This window comes from Cognatilysobacter xinjiangensis (assembly GCF_014651995.1).
GTDB classification, from domain to species: Bacteria; Pseudomonadota; Gammaproteobacteria; order Xanthomonadales; family Xanthomonadaceae; genus Cognatilysobacter; species Cognatilysobacter xinjiangensis.
In genome coordinates this window covers 1,003,490-1,022,107 of sequence record NZ_BMXY01000001.1, presented here as the reverse complement: position 1 = coordinate 1,022,107, position 18,618 = coordinate 1,003,490, and the positions used below count along the sequence as shown (strand labels likewise).

Genomic DNA, 18,618 nt, shown 5'->3' with positions numbered 1-18,618 from the left:
TTTCTTTGCGTTCCGCATCCGTCACGCCGCGTGAGACGCACGCGCCGTACGGTCGCCCGGCGTCTTGTCGGCGCGCAGACGGACCGTTGCCTACGGTCGCTCCATGACCAACGACCTCGTCGTTCTCCGCCGCGAAGGGCTGTACTGCCCGCAGGGCGATTTCTACATCGATCCGTGGAAGCCGGTGGAACGCGCGGTGATCACGCACGGCCACGGGGACCACGCGCGGCCGGGCATGGCCGACTACTACGTCGCGCGCGCCGGGCTGCCGATCCTGCGCTGGCGCCTCGGCGAACAGGCCTATCGCGCGTTCGACTACGGCGAGCCGTTCGAGATCGGTGATGCACGCGTGTCCTTCCATTCCGCTGGCCACGTGCTGGGCTCGGCACAGGTGCGCATCGAGGCGGACGGACAGGTCTGGGTGGCGTCCGGCGACTACAAGCGCCAGCACGACCCGACCTGCGAGCCGTTCGAGGTCGTCGACTGCGACACCTTCATCACTGAGGCGACCTTCGGTCTGCCGATCTACCGCTGGCCGGATACCAGCGACGTGGCGCGCGAGATCGTGGAGTGGCGCGACCACTGCGCCAGCCGCGGCGAGGCCGCGGTGCTGCTGTGCTACGCGCTGGGCAAGGCGCAGCGCGTGCTCGGCGAGCTGGCATCGTGGACCGACCGGCCTGTATTCCTGCACGGCGCGGTCGACGCCGGTGTGCAGGTCTATCGCGACGCCGGCGTCCGCATGGTCGACACGCTGCCCGTATCGGAAACCGCCAAGGGCGCCGAATTCGCCGGCGAGCTGATCCTCGCGCCGCCGTCGGCGGCCGGCAGCCCGTGGATGCGCCGCTTCAAGCGCTCGCAGATCGGCTTCGCCTCGGGCTGGATGCGCGTGCGCGGCAACCGGCGGCGGCGGAACTACGACCGCGGCTTCGTGATCTCCGACCACGCCGACTGGCCGGACCTGATGCGCACCATCCGCGAGACCGGCGCGCGCCGCGTGATCTGCACGCACGGCAATACCGACGCGATCATCCGTGCGCTGGTCGAGGACGGTATCGCGGCCGAAGCCTTCGAGACCGGCTATGGCGAGGAGGGCGGCGAATGAGGCGCTTCGCCGCGCTCTACACCGAGCTCGACCGCAGCACCGCCACGCTCGACAAGCGCGCGGCGCTGGTCACGTACTTCCGCGACGCGCCGCCCGAGGATGCGGTCTGGGCGCTCTGGCTGCTGTCGGGCGGCAAGCTGGCGAAGATCGCCAACACCCGCGAGCTGCGCGAGTGGCTGTCGCAGGAAACCGGCACGCCGGAGTGGCTGTTCGACGACTGCCACGCGCACGTGGGCGATCTCGCCGAAACGCTCACGCTGCTCTACGACGATCCGCCGAAGGGTGTGCCGGACGTACCGCTGCACGAATGGGTCGAGCGCCGCCTGCTGCCGATCGCGGGCCGCGACCCGGCGCTGCGTCGCGAGGCCGTGGTGAACGGCTGGAAATCGCTGTGCGCGGACGAGCGCCTCGCCTTCAACAAGCTGCTGACCGGCGCGCTCCGCGTGGGCGTCTCGCAACGCCTGGTGCAGCAGGCGCTCGCGGAGATGTCGGGCGTCGACATCGCGCGCATCGCGCAGCGCATGCTCGGCGACTGGAAACCGACGCCGCGTTTCCTGCGCGACCTGCTCGATCCGGACGAGCTGCCCGGCGACCGCGAGCAGCCGTACCCGTTCTTCCTGGCGTCACCGCTCGAAGCCGAGGCCGAATCGCTCGGCCCGGTCGAGGACTGGCTGCTGGAATGGAAGTGGGACGGCATCCGGCTGCAGCTGATCCGGCGCGGCGCGGACATCGCACTGTGGTCGCGCGGCGAGGAGCGCCTGGACGGGCGCTTCCCCGAAATCGAGGACGCCGCCACGCTGCTGCCGCGCGACTGCGTGATCGACGGCGAGCTGATCGGCTGGCGCGCGGGCGACGAGCAGCCGCTGCCGTTCACCGCGCTGCAGACGCGCATCCAGCGCCGCAAGCCGGGTCCGAAAACTCTCGCCGATACACCCGTAGTCGTGCTCGCCTACGACCTGCTGGAGCTCGAGGGCCGCGACCTGCGCGAGCTGCCGCTGGAGGAACGCCGCGCGCTGCTCGAGGAGATCCTCGGCGAAACCAACGATCCGCGCGTCGCACCATCGCCCGTCGTCGAGGCCGGCGACTGGACCGAAGCGCTGGCGCTGCGCGAGGCGGCGCGGGAGCGAGGCGTCGAAGGCCTGATGCTCAAGCGCCGCGCGTCGACGTACCAGGTCGGCCGCCGCCGCGGCGACTGGTGGAAGTGGAAGATCGACCCGCTCAACATCGATGCGGTGCTGATCTACGCGCAGGCCGGCCACGGCCGCCGCAGCAACCTGTTCACCGACTACACCTTCGCGCTCTGGGACGGCGACGCGCTGGTGCCGGTGGCGAAGGCGTATTCGGGCCTGGACGACAAGGAGATCCTGCAGCTCGATCGGTGGATCCGCGCGCACACGCTCGAACGCTTCGGGCCGGTGCGTTCGGTGGAGGCGGTGCACGTGTTCGAACTGGGCTTCGAGGCGGTGAACAAGTCGGGCCGCCACAAGTCCGGCATCGCCGTGCGCTTTCCGCGCATCCTGCGCTGGCGCCACGACAAGACGCCGCGTGACGCCGATCGCCTCGACACGCTGAAGGCGCTGGCGCGATGACGCGTTTCCTGCTGCGCGGGACGCTGCTGCCCGACGGCGACGATCCCTACGCCGATTACCCGGAGCGCCCGCCACCGGATGCGCCGCGTCAGACGGTGGAATCGATCCGTCGCGAGCAGTCGCGCAAGGCGGCTGTGGCTCGCCGCAAGGCCGATGCCGAGGCGCGTGCGGCGCGCGAGCGGGCGAGGGCGGAGGCCGCGGCGTTCATCGACCCGATCGCGGCTCTGGAAGGCGCCCTCCCGGATGCGGCTCCGCGCGGCGCACGAAGTGCACGCAGGAAGCCGGTCGATGCTCGCGACGTCCTCGTCGACTGGTTCGCGAAACGCGGCTGGTCGCCCGCGCCGTTCCAGCAGGACGTCTGGGCGCGCTACCTGCGGGGCGAATCGGGCCTCCTGCACACGCCGACGGGCAGCGGCAAGACGCTGGCGGCCTTCGGCGGGCCGCTGATCGAAGCCATCGCCGACCGCGGGACGGGCAGTACAACGACTGCGAGACGCGCAACGCCCGACCGCGAGCTCAAGCTGTTGTGGATCACGCCGCTGCGTGCGCTGGCCGCGGACACGCTGCGCGCATTGCGCGAGCCTGCGGACGGGCTCGGACTCGACTGGGAGATCGGACTTCGCACCGGCGATGCCAGCGCACGCGACAAGCGCATGGCCCGCGACGGCAAGCTCGATGCGCTCGTCACCACGCCGGAGTCGCTCGCACTGCTGCTCTCGTACCCCGATGCGGCGGAGCGCCTCGGCCGCCTGCGCGCGATCGTCGTCGACGAGTGGCACGAGCTTCTCGGCACCAAACGCGGCGTGTTGCTGCAGTTGTGCCTCGCGCGCCTGCGGACGCTGTCGCCCCGCCTGCGCATCTGGGGGCTGTCGGCGACGCTCGGCAACCTCGACGAGGCACGCGACGTGCTGCTGCCGCACGTGCCGCATGCGGAGGTCGTCTCCGGCGCCGCGCCGCGTCCGATGACGCTGGAGACGCTGCTGCCCGACGAGAACGAACGTTTCCCGTGGGCGGGCCACCTCGGGCTCGCGCAGCTGTCGCGGGTCGCCGAGCGGATCTTCCAGGCGCGCACCAGCCTGCTGTTCACCAATACCCGCGCATTCGCAGAACTCTGGCACCAGGCGCTCGGCGCGGTCTGGCCGGAGGATCCGTCCACACTCGCGCTGCACCACGGCTCGCTCGATCCGACAATTCGCAGCGACGTGGAAGGCGGCCTGCGCGACGGCAGCGTGCGTTGCGTGATCGCCACTTCCAGCCTCGATCTCGGCGTGGATTTCCCGGCCGTCGACCAGGTGTTCCAGCTCGGCAGCCCAAAGGGCACCGCGCGGCTGCTGCAACGTGCCGGCCGCGCGAAGCACCGGCCCGGGGAGTCCGGGCACGTGGTGTGCGTGCCGACGCACATGCTGGAGCTCGTTGAATTCGCCGCCGTGCGCGACGCGATCGGCGCCGGCGAAGTCGAGGCGCGCCGCCCGCCGCGTCTCAGCCTTGACGTACTCGCGCAGCACTGCGTGACCCTCGCGCTCGGCGGCGGCTTCGATGCCGACCAGTTGCTCGGGGAAGTGCGTGGAACACACGCCTTCGCCGGCCTCGCGGACGAGGCCTGGCAGTCGGTGCTCGACTTCATCGTGCAGGGCGGCCGCGCGCTCGAGCATTACCCCGATTTCCATCGCGTGATCCGCAACGGCGACGGCCGCTACGTCGTCGAGGATCGCCGCGTTGCCTCGCGGCACCGGCTGTCGATCGGCACCATCACCAGCGAGGGCTCCGTCGCGGTGAAGCTTATGCGCGGGGGTACGCTGGGGTCGGTGGAGGAGGGCTTCATCGCGCGCCTCAAGCCCGGCGACCGCTTCCTGTTCTCCGGCCGCATGCTGCAGCTCGTGCGCATGGAAGCGATGACCGCGCTGGTAAAGCGAGTGCCGCCCGGCGACGGCCAGGTGCCGCAGTGGACCGGCATCCGCCAGCCGCTGTCGATGGAGCTCGCCGCGCGCGTCGAGAACCTGCTCGCGCGGCCGGTCGACGTGCCGGAGATGCGCGCCGTCGCGGGACTGCTGGCATTGCAGTCGCGGCTGTCCTCGCTCCCGCAGCCGGGGCGCCTGCTGGTGGAATGGACGAAGACCCGCGAGGGCCCGCAACTGTTCGTGTTCCCGTTCGCCGGGCGCCTCGCCAACGAGGGGCTCGCTGCGCTCGTATCACTGCGCTGGGGACGCCTCGCGCCCAATACCTTCGGTTATGCCGCGAACGACTACGGCTTCGTGCTCAAGCCCTCCAACACGGTTTCGCCTGAGCCCGGACTCCTCCATGCGCTGATGTCGCCCGAGCGGCTGTTCGAGGACCTGCGCGAAAGCCTCAATCTCGGCGAACTCGCGCGGCGGCAGTTCCGCGAGATAGCGCGTATCGCGGGCCTGCTTCCGCCGACCGTGCCCGGCCGCCCACAGAAGAGCATGCGGCAGCTGCAGGCCTCCAGCGGGCTCCTGTACGACGTGCTGCAGCGCTACGACCCGGACCACATGTTGCTGGAGCTCGCCGAGCGTGAGGTTTTCGCGGGTCAGCTCGAGGTGCAGCGTCTGCAGCGCGTCCTCGACGACTGCGCGCGCCGCGAGGTGATGCTGCTGCGTCCTCGCGGGCTTACTCCGCTGTCGTTTCCGCTGTGGGCGGAGGGCCTGCGGGGGCAGCTCAGCACCGAGGACTGGAAGACGCGCGTACAGCGCGCCGCCTCGCAACTGGAGAAGCGCCATGGCCGCTGACGACCACGGCCACTGGGTGGAGGCCACGATCGCCGGTGAGGCGATGCACCTCCTCGCCGCGCGCGCGCTGTACTGGCCGCGCATGCGCAGGCTGTTCCTGTCGGACCTTCACCTCGGCAAGGCCGACGTCTTCCGCCGCGCGGGCATCGGCCTGCCGCGCGGCGGCACCCACGGGGATCTGCAACGCCTGGCCGACGCCGTGGCGATAAGTGGTGCGACCTCGGTCTGGATCCTCGGCGACGTCGTTCACGGCGCCGTCAACGACAGCGCGTGGCGACACGACTGGGCCGAGTGGCGTGACGCGCACCCTCATGTGGACGCGGCGGCGCTGTCGGGCAATCACGACCGGGCACTGGCCGGCGCTGGTCTGGATGTTGAACTGCTGGGCGAGGCCTTCGACGTCGGTCCGTTCGCATTGCGCCACGAGCCCTGCGTCGTCGAAGGCCTGCATGTGCTCAGCGGCCACCTGCATCCCTGCGTCGGCGTACCGGGCCTGGGGCCGCGGCGCTGGCCCGTGTTCTGGCTGCAGCCGCGCACGACGGTGCTGCCGGCGTTCTCCGAATTCACCGGCGGTTGCCAGGTCGAGGCCTCGCGCTCGGACGGGCTGGTGGTCTGCGCGGCCGGCACCGCCGCGTGGATCCGTCGGCCGCCGGCATCCACGCGCGATGAACCCGCGCCCAGCCGCCGCCGACGCGGCGCTTGAGTACGGGGGATTGCCCCCTATACTGGCTGCGTCAGCGATACATGCTGTCCCCGGGGGTGCACTGGCTTCGACGGGGGTTGCGAAATCGCCTGGCGCATGCCGAGGGGGTAGCTTTCCTCGTAAATCCAGCTGCAAACACTTAGTTGCCAACGACGACAACTACGCTCTCGCCGCTTAAGGCGTAAGCCCCGAAACAGCTTGTGTCCGTGCTCGCTGCGTAGGGTCATTATCACGGAATCGCCGGAGGGGGCCGCCTGCCCGCCGCCGGCTAAGAGTTCGCAGGCTGGTCTCCTGATGCGCTTTGCGCGCCGTGCTGTCAGGGGACGAGATCCAACGGCGAGCTAAGCATGTAGTGCCGGGGATGGAGTGCCTTCGGACGGCGGTTCGACTCCGCCCACCTCCACCAATACGAAAGCCCAGCCTCGAGGCTGGGCTTTTTCTTTGGGCGGCTTTGCGCCTGCTGCCGGTATGCTGTCGGCATGGATCGCGCGGACAAGCCGTCGTCGCCTTCGCTGTGGCCGCGCCTGGTGCCGCGCGGCGGCCACCTGCTCGCCTTCGCGGTACTGCTCGCCTCGCTGCTGCTGGTCTGGATGGCCTGGTCGAGTGCGCGGACGCGGGAGATGCGCGCCGCCGAGCAGCAGTTCGCGAGCTTCTCCGACGAGGTTACCGAGGTCGTGCTGCAGCGGCTCGTGCAGTACGAACTACTGACGCGGGGCGGCGTCTCGCTGTTCGCCTCGGTCGCGCGCCCGACGCCGCGGCAGTGGCAGTCGTACGTCGAAGCCATGGGCGTCCCCGAACGTTATCCGTCCGTGCTCGGGCTGGGCTTCGCCGGGTACGTGCCCAACGCGCGTCTGCCGGCGCTGCAACTGGAATGGCGCGATTCGGGCTACGGCCTGCTGAGCGTGCGTCCGCGCGGCGTCAGGCCCGCCTACGGCCCGGTGCTCTACCTCGAACCGCGCCGGCCCGAGAACGTGGCCTCTATCGGCTACGACATGTACAGCGAGCCGCGCCGCCACGCCGCGATGGAGTCGGCGCTGCTCACGGGTCGCGCGCGGCTGACTGCGCCCGTGCAGCTCGTCCAGGACGGCCCGATCCCGCGCACCAGCCTGCTGCTCTATCTGCCGATCTACCGCGCCGGCGACCAACCGCGCACGCCGGAGGCGCGCCGCGAGTCCATGCAGGGGTGGATCTACGCGCCGTTCCATGCGGCCGAAATGATCGACATGCTGATCGCCCCGCGGCTCGCGTCCAGGCACGCCCGGCTGCGCATCGTCGATGTCACCGACGGCGGCGAGCAGCTGCTCTACGACGGCGGCGAGCATGACGGTACGCCCGCGTTCAAGCGCAGCTTCACGCGCGCGGTCTACGGGCGCACCTGGCGCTTCGACTTCGCGTCCGCACCCGTCGACCAGGCCGTGCCGGGCCTGCACGCACTCACCGGCATCCTCGGGCTGGGCCTGGTGGCCGCGCTGCTGCTCTACGGCGTGGCGTTCGCGCTCGCGCGCACGGGCGACCGTGCCCGGGCCATCGCCGGTCGTCTCACCGAGGAGTACCGCCGCAGCGAACTGCGCTTCCGCGCGGCGATGCAGTACTCGGCGATCGGCAAGGCGCTGCTCGACAGCCGCGAGTGCATCGTCGACGTGAACCCGGCGTTCGCCGCGATGTTCGGACGTTCGCCCGACGCGCTGATCGGCCTTCCGTTCGAATCCCTGTTCGAGCTGCGCGAGGGCGAATCGCTTCTGCGCGACGACGGGGAGGGTGTCTGGCGCGCGATGCGCCGCTTCCAGCGCCCCGACGGCGGCGTGCGCCACGTGCACCTGACCTATTCGCCGGTACCGGGCACGGTGGGCCAGGACGTCGCCGGCCTGCTGCAACTGGAGGACGTCACCGAGCGCCTGCTCGCCGAGGCACGCGTGCACGCGCTCAACCGCACGCTGGAGGCACGCGTGGCACTGCGCACGCGCGAGCTCATGCGCGCCAACCAGGAACTCGAGTCGTTCGCCTACAGCGTGTCGCACGACCTGCGCGCGCCGCTCCGGGCGATCGACGGCTTCAGCCGCATCCTCGCCGAGCGCTACGCCGATCGGCTGGACGAGGCGGGGCAGGGCTATCTCACGCGCGTGCGTCGCGCGGCCGCGCGCATGGGCGAGCTGATCGACGCGATGCTGCAACTGTCGCGGTTGTCGCGGTCGGCACTGAAGGTGGAGACCGTCGACCTCAGCCGGACCGTCGCCGAAGTGATCGAGGACCTGCAGGTCGCCGAGCCCGTGCGGCGCGTCGAGGCCGTCATCGAGCCTGGCCTCGAGGTGGCTGGCGACGCCACGCTGCTGCGCAACCTGCTGCAGAACCTGATCGCGAATGCCTGGAAGTTCACCCGCGACCGCGATCCCGCGCGCATCGAATTCGGGCTGACGGCCGCCGGCGAGTATTTCGTGCGCGACAACGGCGCCGGCTTCCCGCAGGAATACGTCGACAAGCTGTTCCGCCCGTTCCAGCGCCTGCATACCGAGGAGCACTTCGCCGGGCACGGCATCGGCCTGGCGACGGTGAGGCGCATCGTGGAGCGTCACGGAGGCACGATCCGCGCCGAGGGCGCGGTGGGCGAGGGCGCGACCTTCTACTTCACGCTGCCCGGCCCGACCGAGCTCTAGGCGTTCTTGTTATGCGCGCGCATGGCGCGCTGCTTCTCGCGCTGCCAGTCGCGCTCGCGGCTGACGTCGCGCTTGTCGTGTTCCTTCTTGCCCTTGGCGAGCGCGACTTCGGCCTTGACCTTGTTGCCCTTCCAGTACAGCGCCGTCGGCACGACGGTGTAGCCCTCGCGCTGCATGCGCCCGATCAGCCCGTCGATCTCGTTGCGATGCATTAGGAGCTTGCGGGTGCGACGCTCCTCCGGGACGACATGCGTCGACGCGGAGATCAGCGGGGTGATCTGCGCGTTGAACAGGTACATCTCGCCGTTGCGGATCACCGCATACGCCTCGCCGATGTTCGCGCGGCCAGCGCGGATCGCCTTCAGTTCCCAGCCCTGCAGCGCGAGGCCCGCCTCGATGCGGTGCTCGAGGTGGTACTCGAAACGCGCACGCTTGTTCAGCGCGATCGTGCCGCCGGCGGCCTTTGACTTATCCTTGCCGGCCTTAGCCTTCGAATGCTTGCTCATCGGCCCATTGTCCCTGATCGCGGGGCGAACCGGCGAGAAGGACACCCATGACCACCATCCGACGCACGGCTCTCGTCGAGCACTCCGCCGCCCGCATGTTCGGCCTCGTCAACGACGTGCGTGCCTATCCGGCCCGTTTCGACTGGTGCGATAACGCCACGGTGCTGGAGGAAACGCCCGAGCTGATGCGCGCGCGCCTCGACCTGCGCATGGGCGCGCTCAAGACCTGGTTCCTCACCGAGAACCGGCTGGCGCCGCCGCATCACATCGACATGCAGCTGCTGGACGGACCGTTCAAGCGCCTGCGCGGGCGCTGGGAATTCCACGCCATCGACGAATCGGCGTGCCGAGTGACGCTGACGCTGGAGTTCGAGCCCGCGGTGCGCCTGCTCTCGGGCGCGTTTGCGATCGGCTTCCAGGGGCTGGCGGACCGCATGGTCGACGACTTCGTGCGCGCGGCGGACCGCGGCGACGCATGATCCGCGTCGAGCTCATCCGCGCCTGGCCGCGGCATCACGATTCGCTGTGGCTGGACCTGCCGGATGGCGCGACGCTCGCCGACGCCTTCGCGGCCAGCGGTTGGGAGGCGGCGCCGGCCGCGGTGTTCGGGGACCGGGCGCGGCCCGACCGGCCGCTGGAGAACGGCGATCGCGTGGAGGTGCTGCGTCCGCTGATCGCGGATCCAAAGGAAGCGCGTCGTCGGCGCGCGCGAGGCGCCCCGGGCTGAGCTCAGCCGCCGCTGCGGCGCTTCTTCTTGTCCTTGTCCTTCGCGAGGTTCGGACCGAACTGGCGGATCGAGTTGCGCGCCAGTTCCTCGTCCTGCTCGGGGAAGTAATCGCCTTCCCAACGGGCGAGGGTGTTGCCCTCGAAATACAGGGTGAGGTTCTTGGTTTCCGTGCGACCGGCGCGGCCCACGCGCTGCGTGGCCGTGTAGTCCCAGCGATCCTGGTGGTAAGGATCGGCGATCGACGGGGTACCGAGCAGCAGCACGACCTGCTGCCTGTCCATGCCCGCCTGCAGCTGGTCGACCGCGGACTTCTCGAGGAGATTCCCCTGGTAGACAGGCTGGTGATAGACGATGCCGCAGCCGGCGGTGAGCAACGCGGCGACGAGGACGGGGAGCAGCTTTCGCATGGATTGGCAGGCTTCGGCACGACCGGGTCGTGGAGCGCCGGATGATACACTGCCGCCCGCCTGCTGCAGCCCGCGCGGACGTGCGCGTCAGCTGCGGTTGATCGACCCGCAGGCCCTTTTCATGCCAGGCCCGCGCGATCGCGCCGCCGCCCCGGAGCTCCCATGGAATCGCAAGACCTGCGCAACGCCGGCCTGAAGGTCACGCATCCCCGTCTGCGCATCCTCGACGTGCTGGAGAAGACCCAGAGCCGCCACATGACGGCCGAGGACATCTACCGCCGCCTGCTCGAGGACGGCGAGGACATCGGCCTCGCGACGGTCTACCGCGTGCTCACCCAGTTCGAGGCCGCCGGCCTCGTGCTCAAGCACCATTTCGAATCCGGGCAGTCGGTCTACGAGCTGGATCGCGGCGAACACCACGACCACATGGTCGACGTCGACACCGGTAGGATCATCGAGTTCGAGAGCGGCGAGATCGAGGCACTGCAGCACCGCATCGCGGCCGAGCACGGCTACGAGATCGAGGCTCACTCGCTGGTTCTCTACGTACGAAAGGCCAAGCGCTGAGCCAGGTTGGCCGGCGATGCGCCGGCCCCACAGTCACACGACGTCCTGCAGCAGCCTTTTCGCGGCGGCGCGCGCCTCGCGGGTGAGCTCCACGCCGCCGAGCATCCGCGCGAGTTCTTCCTCACGCTCGGCCGGCGCGAGCGCGCGCACTTCGCTCTGCGTGACGCCCTCGCTCTTGGACTTCATCACGCGGTAGTGCGAGTGCCCCTGCGCGGCGACCTGCGGCAAATGGGTGACGCACAGCACCTGGCGATGCACGCCGAGAGCGCGAAGTTTCTGGCCCACGATATGGGCGACCGCGCCGCCGATGCCGGTATCGACCTCGTCGAAGATCATCGTGGGCACGGCATCGAGGCCCAGCGAGGCGACTTCGATCGCCAGCGAGATACGTGCAAGCTCGCCGCCCGACGCGACCTTGCGCAGCGGCCGCGGCGGCTGGCCCGGGTTGGCGCTGACCATGAACTCGACGCGCTCGCCGCCCTGCGGATCGGGGCGGTCCCCGGCATTCGGCTCGAACGCGACGTCGAACGTGCCGCCGCCCATGCCGAGTTCGCCGATCAGTTCCGTGGTCGACGACGCGAGCGACCCGGCGGCGCGCCGGCGCGCCGTGCCCAGAACGTCGGCGGCCTCGCGCCACGCGGCTTGCGCGCGCGCGATCTCGTCGTCCAGCCGTTCCAGACGCTCGCCCGCGCCGCGCAGCTCGTCGAGCTCGACGCGGATCGCGTCGCGACGCGTTGACAGGTGATCGGGCGGCAGGCGGTGCTTGCGCGCGAGCTCGTGCACGCGCGCGAGGCGGCGTTCGAGGCGCTCGAACGTGTCGGGGTCGATGTCGAGATCGCTGCGCACGCGGTCGAGCGCGGCTAGCGCCTCGTCGACCTGGATGGTGGCGAGGTCGAGCATGCCGTCGACCTCGCCCAGGCGCGGCTCGTGCTCGCTCGCGCGCGCGAGTTCGGTGCGGACCTGGCCGAGCACGCGGGAAATGGACGGGCCGTCGTCACCGCCGAGCCGGGCGAAGGCATTGTCGCAGGCCGCGATCAGCGCGGTGGCATGGCCGAAGCGTCGATGGTCGACCTGCAGCGCCTCCAGGCTCTCGGGCTCAAGGTCCTCTCGATCGAGTTCCTCGAGCTGGTGCTGCAGCCAGTCGATGCGGTCGGAGACGTCGCCCTGCGCGGACAGGCGCTCGCGCTCGCGCAGCAGTTCCGACCAGGCCGACGCCGCACGCGCCACGGCCGCGCGCTCGGCGTCGGTACGGCCGAACGCGTCCAGCAGGGCGAGCTGGCTGGTGCGGGAGAGCAGGGCCTGATGCTCGTGCTGGCCGTGGATCTCGACCAGCCGGCCCGCGAGTTCGGTGAGCTGCGCGATGGTCGCCGGTCGCCCGTTGATCCACGCCTTGGAGCCGCCGTCGGCGCGGATCACGCGACGGATGCGGCAGGTTCCGGCCTCGTCCTCGTCGTCGAGCTCGGCCTCGCGCAGCCAGTCGCGTGCGGAGGCGGCGTCGGCGAGGTCGAAGTCGGCCGCGAGCTCGGCGCGCTCGGCGCCATGGCGAACGACGCCGCTGTCGGCGCGCAGGCCGGACAGCAGCCCGAGCGCGTCGACCAGCAACGACTTGCCGGCGCCGGTCTCGCCGGAGATCACCGTCAGGCCGGGGCCGAACTCGAGGTCGGCGCCGGTGACGACCGCGAACTGCTTCAGCGAGAGATGGGTCAGCATGCGCGAATTGTGCCCGGGCCCGCGTCGCACTCATAGCGACGAGGCATTGCCTCGGCGGACGCGGCTTGCACGCCGGGGACGCGCACCGTATAGGTCCGCCATGAGCCGACGCCCCGCCGACCCCAGCCAGGACCCCCGCGCGCGCCAGCTGCTGCGCACGCTGATCGCGCGCTACATCCGCAGCGGCGAGCCGGTGGGCTCGCAGACCCTCGCGCGGCACGCCGGCTTGGACGTGAGCCCGGCCACGATCCGCAACATCCTGTCCGACCTCGAGGACGCCGGCCTGCTCAGCGCACCTCATACCTCGGCCGGGCGCGTGCCGACGGCGCAGGGCTATCGCCTGTTCGTGGACTCGCTGCTGCAGGTGAAGCCGCTGGCCGACGGCGACATGGCGCGGCTGCGCGGCGAATTGCCGCCCGGTACGGGCACCCAGGCATTGCTGGGCAGCGCGTCGGAGCTGCTGAGCGCGATGACGCATTTCGTCGGCGTGGTGAGCGTGCCGCGCCGCGAGCAGTTCGCATTCCGCCGCATCGACTTCGTCCAGATCGACGAGCAACGCGTGCTGGCGATCCTCGTGTTCGGGGATGGCGACGTGCAGAACCGCATCATCCAGGCGCGGCGACCGTTCGACGCTGGCGAGCTGGAACGCGCAGCGAACTATCTCAACCAGCACTTCGCAGGACGCACGCTGGCCGACATCCGCACCGTGCTGCTGCACGAGATGCGCAGCGCGCAGGACGAGTTGCACCGGCTGATGGGCCGCTCCATCGAGCTGGCAGAGCAGGTGCTCGCGCCGGGCGACGACGACATGCTGGTCGCGGGGCAGACCCGCCTGATGACGGTGCAGGAGCTGGCCGACATCGAGCGCCTGCGCGAGCTGTTCGAGGCCTTCTCGCGCAAGCGCGAGATCCTGCAGCTGCTTGAGCGTACCGCGCGCGCGCCGGGCGTCCGCATCTTCATCGGCGAGGAAACCGGGCTGGCGCCCTTCGACGGCGTCTCGCTGGTGACCGCGCCGTATGTGGCCGGCGGCCAGGTACTGGGCGTGCTGGGCGTCATCGGCCCGACGCGCATGGATTACGACCGCGTGATTCCCGTGGTGCAGGCGGCCGCGGACATCCTGGGCGACGCGCTGCAGACCGATCGCAGTGGCTGAGACTTGAAAGCCTTCCCGACGGCCCCATAGCTGGCCCCGGCGCGCGCAAGGCGCGAAGGAGAAGGCCTGCAATGACGATCGAACAGACCCCGCCACCGGCCGGGACGGCTCCCGCCGCGGACGAGACGCAGAAGGACTGCTGCGCCACGCTGCAGGCCGAGCTGGACACCGCCAATGCCGAGCTGGCGAAGCTCCGCGAGGACATGCTGCGCGAGCGAGCGGACCTCGAGAACCAACGCCGCCGCGTGGCGCGCGACATCGACGTCGCCCGCAAGTTCGCCAACGAGCGCGTGCTGGGCGACCTGCTGCCGGTGATCGACAGCCTCGAGGCGGGTCTCGCGCAGGCGGGCGACGATGCCGGCCCGCTGCGCGAGGGCATGGAACTGACGCTGCGTCAGTTGCTCAAGGTCGCCGCCGATCATGGGCTGGCGGTGGTCGATCCCAAGGGCCAGCCGTTCAACCCCGAGCACCACCAGGCGATGAGCATGGTTCCGGGCGGCGAGACGCCCGACAACCACGTCGTGCAGGTCTACCAGAAGGGCTGGCTGCTGAACGAGCGGCTGCTGCGTCCGGCGCTGGTGGTCGTCGCGCAGTCCTCCTGACCGCGGGGGCGCCTTGAACCGGCGCCGGCGGTCCATAGATACGGCTTATCGGCGCACGGCGCCCCACGATTCCAGAGATAGCAGGAGCACCCCATGGGCAAGATCATCGGTATCGACCTCGGCACGACCAACTCGTGCGTCGCGGTCATGGAAGGCGGCAAGGCGAAGGTCATCGAGAACGCGGAGGGCGACCGCACCACGCCATCGATCGTCGCGTACACGAAGGACGGCGAAGTCCTGGTCGGCGCCCCGGCCAAGCGCCAGGCGGTCACGAACCCCAAGAACACGTTCTACGCGGTGAAGCGCCTGATCGGCCGCAAGTTCACCGACGCGGAAGTCCAGAAGGACATCGGCCTGGTTCCCTACAAGATCACGCAGCACGAAAACGGCGATGCGTGGGTCGAGACTGCGGACGGCAAGAAGATGGCGCCGCAGCAGATCTCGGCCGAAGTGCTGGCCAAGATGAAGAAGACGGCCGAGGCATACCTCGGCGAGACCGTCACCGAAGCGGTGATCACGGTGCCGGCCTACTTCAACGACTCGCAGCGCCAGGCGACCAAGGACGCCGGTCGCATCGCGGGCCTGGAGGTCAAGCGCATCATCAACGAGCCGACCGCGGCCGCGCTGGCCTACGGCCTCGACAAGTCGGGCGCCGACCGCAAGATCGCCGTGTACGACCTCGGCGGCGGCACGTTCGACGTGTCGATCATCGAGATCGCGGAAGTCGACGGCGAGAAGCAGTTCGAAGTGCTCGCCACCAACGGCGACACGTTCCTCGGCGGCGAGGATTTCGACAAGCGCGTCATCGACTACCTCGTCGACGAGTTCAACAAGGACCAGGGCATCGACCTGCGCAAGGATCCGCTCGCGCTGCAGCGCCTGAAGGACGCCGCCGAGCGCGCGAAGATCGAGCTGTCGTCCGCGCAGCAGACCGAAGTGAACCTGCCGTACGTGACGGCGGATGCGTCGGGCCCGAAGCACCTCAACATCAAGCTGACGCGCGCCAAGCTCGAAGCGCTCGTCGACGACCTCGTCAAGAAGACGATCGAACCCTGCCGCGTCGCGCTGAACGATGCCGGCCTGCGCGCTTCCGACATCACCGAGGTCATCCTCGTCGGCGGCCAGACCCGCATGCCGAAGGTGCAGCAGGCTGTTGCCGAGTTCTTCGGCAAGGAGCCGCGCAAGGACGTCAACCCGGACGAAGCTGTCGCCATCGGCGCGGCGGTGCAGGGCGGCGTGCTCAAGGGCGACGTCAAGGACGTGCTGCTGCTCGACGTGACCCCGCTGAGCCTCGGCATCGAGACGCTGGGCGGCGTGTTCACCAAGATCATCGAGAAGAACACCACGATCCCCACCAAGGCGTCGCAGACGTTCTCGACCGCCGAGGACAACCAGTCCGCCGTCACCGTGCACGTGCTGCAGGGCGAGCGCGAGCAGGCCCGCTACAACAAGTCGCTGGCGCGCTTCGACCTGACCGGCATCGAGCCGGCGCCGCGCGGCATGCCGCAGGTCGAGGTGTCGTTCGACATCGACGCGAACGGCATCGTGCACGTCACCGCGAAGGACAAGAAGACCGGCAAGGAGCAGAAGGTCGAGATCAAGGCCGGCTCGGGCCTGTCCGAGGACGAGATCAAGCGGATGGTCGAGGACGCGGAGGCGAACCGCGAGGAGGACAAGAAGTTCCATGAGCTGGTCGCCGCCCGCAACCACGCCGACGGCCTGATCCACATGACCCGCGGCGCGATCAAGGAGCACGGCGAGAAGGTGCCGGGCGATGCCATCGGTCGCGCCGAAACCGCGATTGCGGACCTCGAAACGGCCATGAAGGGCGACGACAAGGGCCAGATCGAAGCGAAGAGCCGTGCGCTGGAAGAAGCCGCGCAGTCGCTGCTGGCGGTGGCTTCCGCCGGTGCGCAGGACGGCAGCGACCCCGGCCAGGGCGGTGCGAATCCGGGCGCTGCGTCGCGCAACGACGATGTCGTGGATGCCGAATTCACCGAAGTGAAGGGCGACGAGTCGAAGTAAGCTGTACCCGGACGGGAGCCTTTGGGCTCCCGTCCTTCATCGGGGATACGACGGGCCGCGTGGACATCGATCCGCGGCACCGGACTGGAGCAGGACGAGCAGGGCATGAGCAAGCGCGATTACTACGAAATCCTCGGCGTCGCACGCGATGCGAGCGAGGACGACCTCAAGAAGGCCTATCGCCGCTGTGCCATGAAATTCCACCCGGACCGCAATCCGGGCGACAAGGCCGCCGAAGAGGCCTTCAAGGAGTGCAAGGAGGCCTACGAGACGCTGTCCGATGCCTCCAAGCGCCGCATGTACGACGCGCACGGCCACGCCGCCTTCGAGCACGGCATGGGCGGCGGCGGTGGCGCCGGCTATGCCGACATGGGCGACATCTTCGGCGACATCTTCGGGAACATCTTCGGTGGCGGCGGCGGCGCGCGTGGTCCGCGTCGCGGCGCCGACATCGGCTACGTGATGGAACTCGATCTCGAGGAAGCCGTGCGCGGCATCGAGAAGACCATCGAAATCCCCACGCTCGACGAATGCGAGACCTGCGACGGCAGCGGCTCGAAGGACGGCAAGCTCGACACCTGCGCGACCTGCCAGGGCCGCGGCCAGGTGCGTTTCCAGCGCGGCATCTTCTCGATGCAGCAGGGCTGCCCGCACTGTGGCGGGCGTGGCCGCATCGTGGCCAATCCGTGCGACGACTGCGCCGGCCAGGGCCGAGTGGAGCGCACCAAGACCCTGCAGGTGAAGATTCCGGCCGGCGTCGACAACGGCGATCGGATCCGTCTCGCGGGCGAGGGCGAAGCCGGTCCACCGGGCACAGCGCCGGGCGACCTCTACGTCGATATCCGCGTGCGCGAGCACGAGATCTTCCAGCGCGACGGGGACGACCTGCACTGCGAGGTGCCGATCCGCATCTCGCAGGCGGCGCTCGGCGATTCGGTGCGTGTACCGACGCTGGAAGGCGACGTCGAGCTGCGCATTCCGGCGGAAACTCAGACCGGCAAGATGTTCCGCCTGCGCGGCAAGGGCGTGCGCTCGGTGCGCAGCCGCAGCGAGGGCGATCTCTACTGCCGGGTCGTCGTCGAGACGCCGGTCAACCTGACCAACGAGCAGCGCGAACTGCTCGAGCAATTCGAGGCGACGTTCGTGGGGGAGGGCGCGCGCCGGCATTCGCCGCGGGCCTCGACGTTCCTGGACGGCGTCAGAGGTTTCTGGGAACGAATGACGGGGTGAGCCGCAGCGCCGAGGATGCATCGCGTCCTGCTGCGGCGAACGCCATCGCGACTAGCGATGGCCGGGGTGCCGCTTGCGGGGCGAACCTTCCGAAGCCAGTCCGCGGCACGGTCACGCTCGATGCGCGGCCGTTTCGTTTTGCGGCGCTCAGTCGCGATGCGACGCGTGGCGATCGCGACCCGCGCCGAAGCGGCGGTCCAATGCACCCAGCAGCCGCTTCAGGCCGCGAGAGAAGCGTCCGCGGCGCGTCTTGCGCCGCTTCTCGTCCTCGCTCGTCAGCCACGCGACCTGTATGACGCGTCGCTCGCCCTCGAACGGAAGGTGACCGTGGAAGGAGTTGTCGGCGCGCCGGAACGCCGCGAGCGTTCCGTAGACCGGCCGCACCTCGGGCGCGACCAGCGCATCGACGTCGTCGATGCGGGCGAGAAAGCGCAGGCAGCCTTCGCTCGTGTCCGGCCAGTCCTCGTTGAGGTAGAGCAGAGCGGTGACGATCTTGGAACGGCTGTCGGTATGGATGGTGCCGTGCCGACGGTTGAGCAGCCGGCAGAGCGTGGCTAGCGTGGGCTTCGAGCCGAGGTCGTCGACGCCCAGATGGCGGCCGACGGCATCGCCGAATTCGCGCGAGGTCATCTGCTCGACGATGAGGCGTACCGACGGGCCGCAGTCCTCCTCCGCGTAGGGAAAGAAGCCCGCGTTCGGATACCGCGGGAAGTCCGCGGCGAGCGAGGCCTTTGCGTGCGCCGGCAGCAGCCCTTCGAGCACGAACAACGGAAACGGCGTTTCGGCGCGATCGGGAATCGGCGCCTCGAGGCGCTGCAGGTCGAGCAATGCATCCATCGCGGCTCCCTCCATGTCGGTCGATTCTAGCCAGCGCCGCGCTTGTCGCGTGCCGGCCGCGTCGC

Annotated in this window: 16 protein-coding genes and 1 other RNA gene; 13 read left to right on the top strand and 4 right to left on the bottom strand. The window is 69.7% G+C overall.

What is annotated here, in order from left to right; translation table 11 throughout:
* Positions 1–103: 103 nt before the first annotated feature.
* The 6 genes from IE066_RS04785 (at position 104) to IE066_RS04760 (ending at position 8,789) form a co-directional block, all read left to right on the top strand.
* The gene (locus IE066_RS04785) at positions 104–1,102 is read left to right on the top strand and encodes a ligase-associated DNA damage response exonuclease (protein ID WP_189447310.1); all 999 of its coding nucleotides are present in this window, start codon (positions 104–106) and stop codon (positions 1,100–1,102) included.
* The gene (locus tag IE066_RS04780; protein ID WP_189447308.1) at positions 1,099–2,691 is read left to right on the top strand and encodes an ATP-dependent DNA ligase; all 1,593 of its coding nucleotides are present in this window, start codon (positions 1,099–1,101) and stop codon (positions 2,689–2,691) included. The genes IE066_RS04785 and IE066_RS04780 overlap by 4 nt, the downstream gene beginning before the upstream one ends.
* A complete protein-coding gene (locus IE066_RS04775; protein ID WP_189447306.1) occupies positions 2,688–5,435 on the top strand; it encodes a ligase-associated DNA damage response DEXH box helicase in 2,748 nt (915 codons plus the stop codon). The genes IE066_RS04780 and IE066_RS04775 overlap by 4 nt, the downstream gene beginning before the upstream one ends.
* Positions 5,425–6,138, top strand: a complete 714-nt coding sequence (pdeM, locus tag IE066_RS04770) for a ligase-associated DNA damage response endonuclease PdeM (RefSeq protein ID WP_189447304.1) — start codon at positions 5,425–5,427, stop codon at positions 6,136–6,138. Before IE066_RS04775 ends, pdeM begins: the two co-directional genes overlap by 11 nt.
* Before the next feature lie 52 nt (positions 6,139–6,190).
* Positions 6,191–6,544, top strand: a transfer-messenger RNA (tmRNA) gene (gene ssrA / locus IE066_RS04765).
* A 73-nt stretch (positions 6,545–6,617) separates the two neighbouring features.
* Complete coding sequence (locus IE066_RS04760) at positions 6,618–8,789, top strand: CHASE domain-containing protein (protein WP_189447301.1); 2,172 nt, start codon at positions 6,618–6,620, stop codon at positions 8,787–8,789.
* Here IE066_RS04760 and smpB read toward each other — a convergent pair.
* Positions 8,786–9,295, bottom strand: a complete 510-nt coding sequence (gene smpB / locus IE066_RS04755; protein ID WP_189447299.1) for an SsrA-binding protein SmpB — start codon at positions 9,293–9,295, stop codon at positions 8,786–8,788. The two genes, IE066_RS04760 and smpB, sit on opposite strands and share 4 nt — an antisense overlap.
* Positions 9,296–9,342: 47 nt before the next feature.
* Here smpB and IE066_RS04750 point away from each other — a divergent pair, with 47 nt between their 5' ends.
* Both IE066_RS04750 and IE066_RS04745 read left to right on the top strand, forming a co-directional pair.
* Complete coding sequence (locus IE066_RS04750; protein ID WP_189447297.1) at positions 9,343–9,774, top strand: type II toxin-antitoxin system RatA family toxin; 432 nt, start codon at positions 9,343–9,345, stop codon at positions 9,772–9,774.
* A complete protein-coding gene (locus IE066_RS04745) occupies positions 9,774–10,022 on the top strand; it encodes an RnfH family protein (RefSeq protein ID WP_189448825.1) in 249 nt (82 codons plus the stop codon). Before IE066_RS04750 ends, IE066_RS04745 begins: the two co-directional genes overlap by 1 nt.
* Before the next feature lie 2 nt (positions 10,023–10,024).
* Here the strand turns inward: IE066_RS04745 and IE066_RS04740 are convergent, their stop codons facing one another.
* On the bottom strand, positions 10,025–10,429 hold the full coding sequence (locus IE066_RS04740; RefSeq protein WP_189447295.1) for an outer membrane protein assembly factor BamE: 405 nt from the start codon (positions 10,427–10,429) through the stop codon (positions 10,025–10,027).
* A gap of 162 nt (positions 10,430–10,591) precedes the next feature.
* On the opposite strand from IE066_RS04740, the gene fur reads away from it, so the two are divergent.
* Complete coding sequence (fur, locus tag IE066_RS04735; protein ID WP_189447292.1) at positions 10,592–10,996, top strand: ferric iron uptake transcriptional regulator; 405 nt, start codon at positions 10,592–10,594, stop codon at positions 10,994–10,996.
* 33 nt (positions 10,997–11,029) lie between these two features.
* Here the strand turns inward: fur and recN are convergent, their stop codons facing one another.
* Positions 11,030–12,706, bottom strand: a complete 1,677-nt coding sequence (recN, locus tag IE066_RS04730) for a DNA repair protein RecN (RefSeq protein WP_189447290.1) — start codon at positions 12,704–12,706, stop codon at positions 11,030–11,032.
* Positions 12,707–12,806: 100 nt separating this feature from the next.
* Here recN and hrcA point away from each other — a divergent pair, with 100 nt between their 5' ends.
* The 4 genes from hrcA (at position 12,807) to dnaJ (ending at position 17,716) form a co-directional block, all read left to right on the top strand.
* Entirely contained in the window at positions 12,807–13,859 is a 1,053-nt protein-coding gene (gene hrcA / locus IE066_RS04725; RefSeq protein ID WP_189447288.1) for a heat-inducible transcriptional repressor HrcA, read from the top strand.
* A gap of 71 nt (positions 13,860–13,930) precedes the next feature.
* Positions 13,931–14,461, top strand: a complete 531-nt coding sequence (gene grpE / locus IE066_RS04720) for a nucleotide exchange factor GrpE (protein WP_189447287.1) — start codon at positions 13,931–13,933, stop codon at positions 14,459–14,461.
* Between the two features lie 93 nt (positions 14,462–14,554).
* The gene (dnaK, locus tag IE066_RS04715; protein WP_189447284.1) at positions 14,555–16,486 is read left to right on the top strand and encodes a molecular chaperone DnaK; all 1,932 of its coding nucleotides are present in this window, start codon (positions 14,555–14,557) and stop codon (positions 16,484–16,486) included.
* A 105-nt stretch (positions 16,487–16,591) separates the two neighbouring features.
* The gene (gene dnaJ / locus IE066_RS04710) at positions 16,592–17,716 is read left to right on the top strand and encodes a molecular chaperone DnaJ (protein ID WP_189447282.1); all 1,125 of its coding nucleotides are present in this window, start codon (positions 16,592–16,594) and stop codon (positions 17,714–17,716) included.
* 147 nt (positions 17,717–17,863) lie between these two features.
* Here dnaJ and IE066_RS04705 read toward each other — a convergent pair whose 3' ends face one another.
* Complete coding sequence (locus tag IE066_RS04705; RefSeq protein ID WP_189447280.1) at positions 17,864–18,553, bottom strand: 2OG-Fe(II) oxygenase family protein; 690 nt, start codon at positions 18,551–18,553, stop codon at positions 17,864–17,866.
* Between the last annotated feature and the right edge of the window lie 65 nt (positions 18,554–18,618).

Excerpts from the sequence above, each read along its gene's own strand:
- IE066_RS04760 (WP_189447301.1), top strand. The coding sequence starts at position 6,618 with ATGGATCGCGCGGACAAGCCGTCGTCGCCTTCGCTGTGGCCGCGCCTG.
- pdeM (WP_189447304.1), top strand. The coding sequence starts at position 5,425 with ATGGCCGCTGACGACCACGGCCACTGGGTGGAGGCCACGATCGCCGGT.
- IE066_RS04785 (WP_189447310.1), top strand. The coding sequence starts at position 104 with ATGACCAACGACCTCGTCGTTCTCCGCCGCGAAGGGCTGTACTGCCCG.
- recN (WP_189447290.1), bottom strand. The coding sequence starts at position 12,706 with ATGCTGACCCATCTCTCGCTGAAGCAGTTCGCGGTCGTCACCGGCGCC.
- hrcA (WP_189447288.1), top strand. The coding sequence starts at position 12,807 with ATGAGCCGACGCCCCGCCGACCCCAGCCAGGACCCCCGCGCGCGCCAG.
- dnaK (WP_189447284.1), top strand. The coding sequence starts at position 14,555 with ATGGGCAAGATCATCGGTATCGACCTCGGCACGACCAACTCGTGCGTC.
- dnaJ (WP_189447282.1), top strand. The coding sequence starts at position 16,592 with ATGAGCAAGCGCGATTACTACGAAATCCTCGGCGTCGCACGCGATGCG.
- fur (WP_189447292.1), top strand. The coding sequence starts at position 10,592 with ATGGAATCGCAAGACCTGCGCAACGCCGGCCTGAAGGTCACGCATCCC.
- IE066_RS04780 (WP_189447308.1), top strand. The coding sequence starts at position 1,099 with ATGAGGCGCTTCGCCGCGCTCTACACCGAGCTCGACCGCAGCACCGCC.
- smpB (WP_189447299.1), bottom strand. The coding sequence starts at position 9,295 with ATGAGCAAGCATTCGAAGGCTAAGGCCGGCAAGGATAAGTCAAAGGCC.
- IE066_RS04775 (WP_189447306.1), top strand. The coding sequence starts at position 2,688 with ATGACGCGTTTCCTGCTGCGCGGGACGCTGCTGCCCGACGGCGACGAT.
- IE066_RS04750 (WP_189447297.1), top strand. The coding sequence starts at position 9,343 with ATGACCACCATCCGACGCACGGCTCTCGTCGAGCACTCCGCCGCCCGC.
- IE066_RS04740 (WP_189447295.1), bottom strand. The coding sequence starts at position 10,429 with ATGCGAAAGCTGCTCCCCGTCCTCGTCGCCGCGTTGCTCACCGCCGGC.
- grpE (WP_189447287.1), top strand. The coding sequence starts at position 13,931 with ATGACGATCGAACAGACCCCGCCACCGGCCGGGACGGCTCCCGCCGCG.
- IE066_RS04705 (WP_189447280.1), bottom strand. The coding sequence starts at position 18,553 with ATGGATGCATTGCTCGACCTGCAGCGCCTCGAGGCGCCGATTCCCGAT.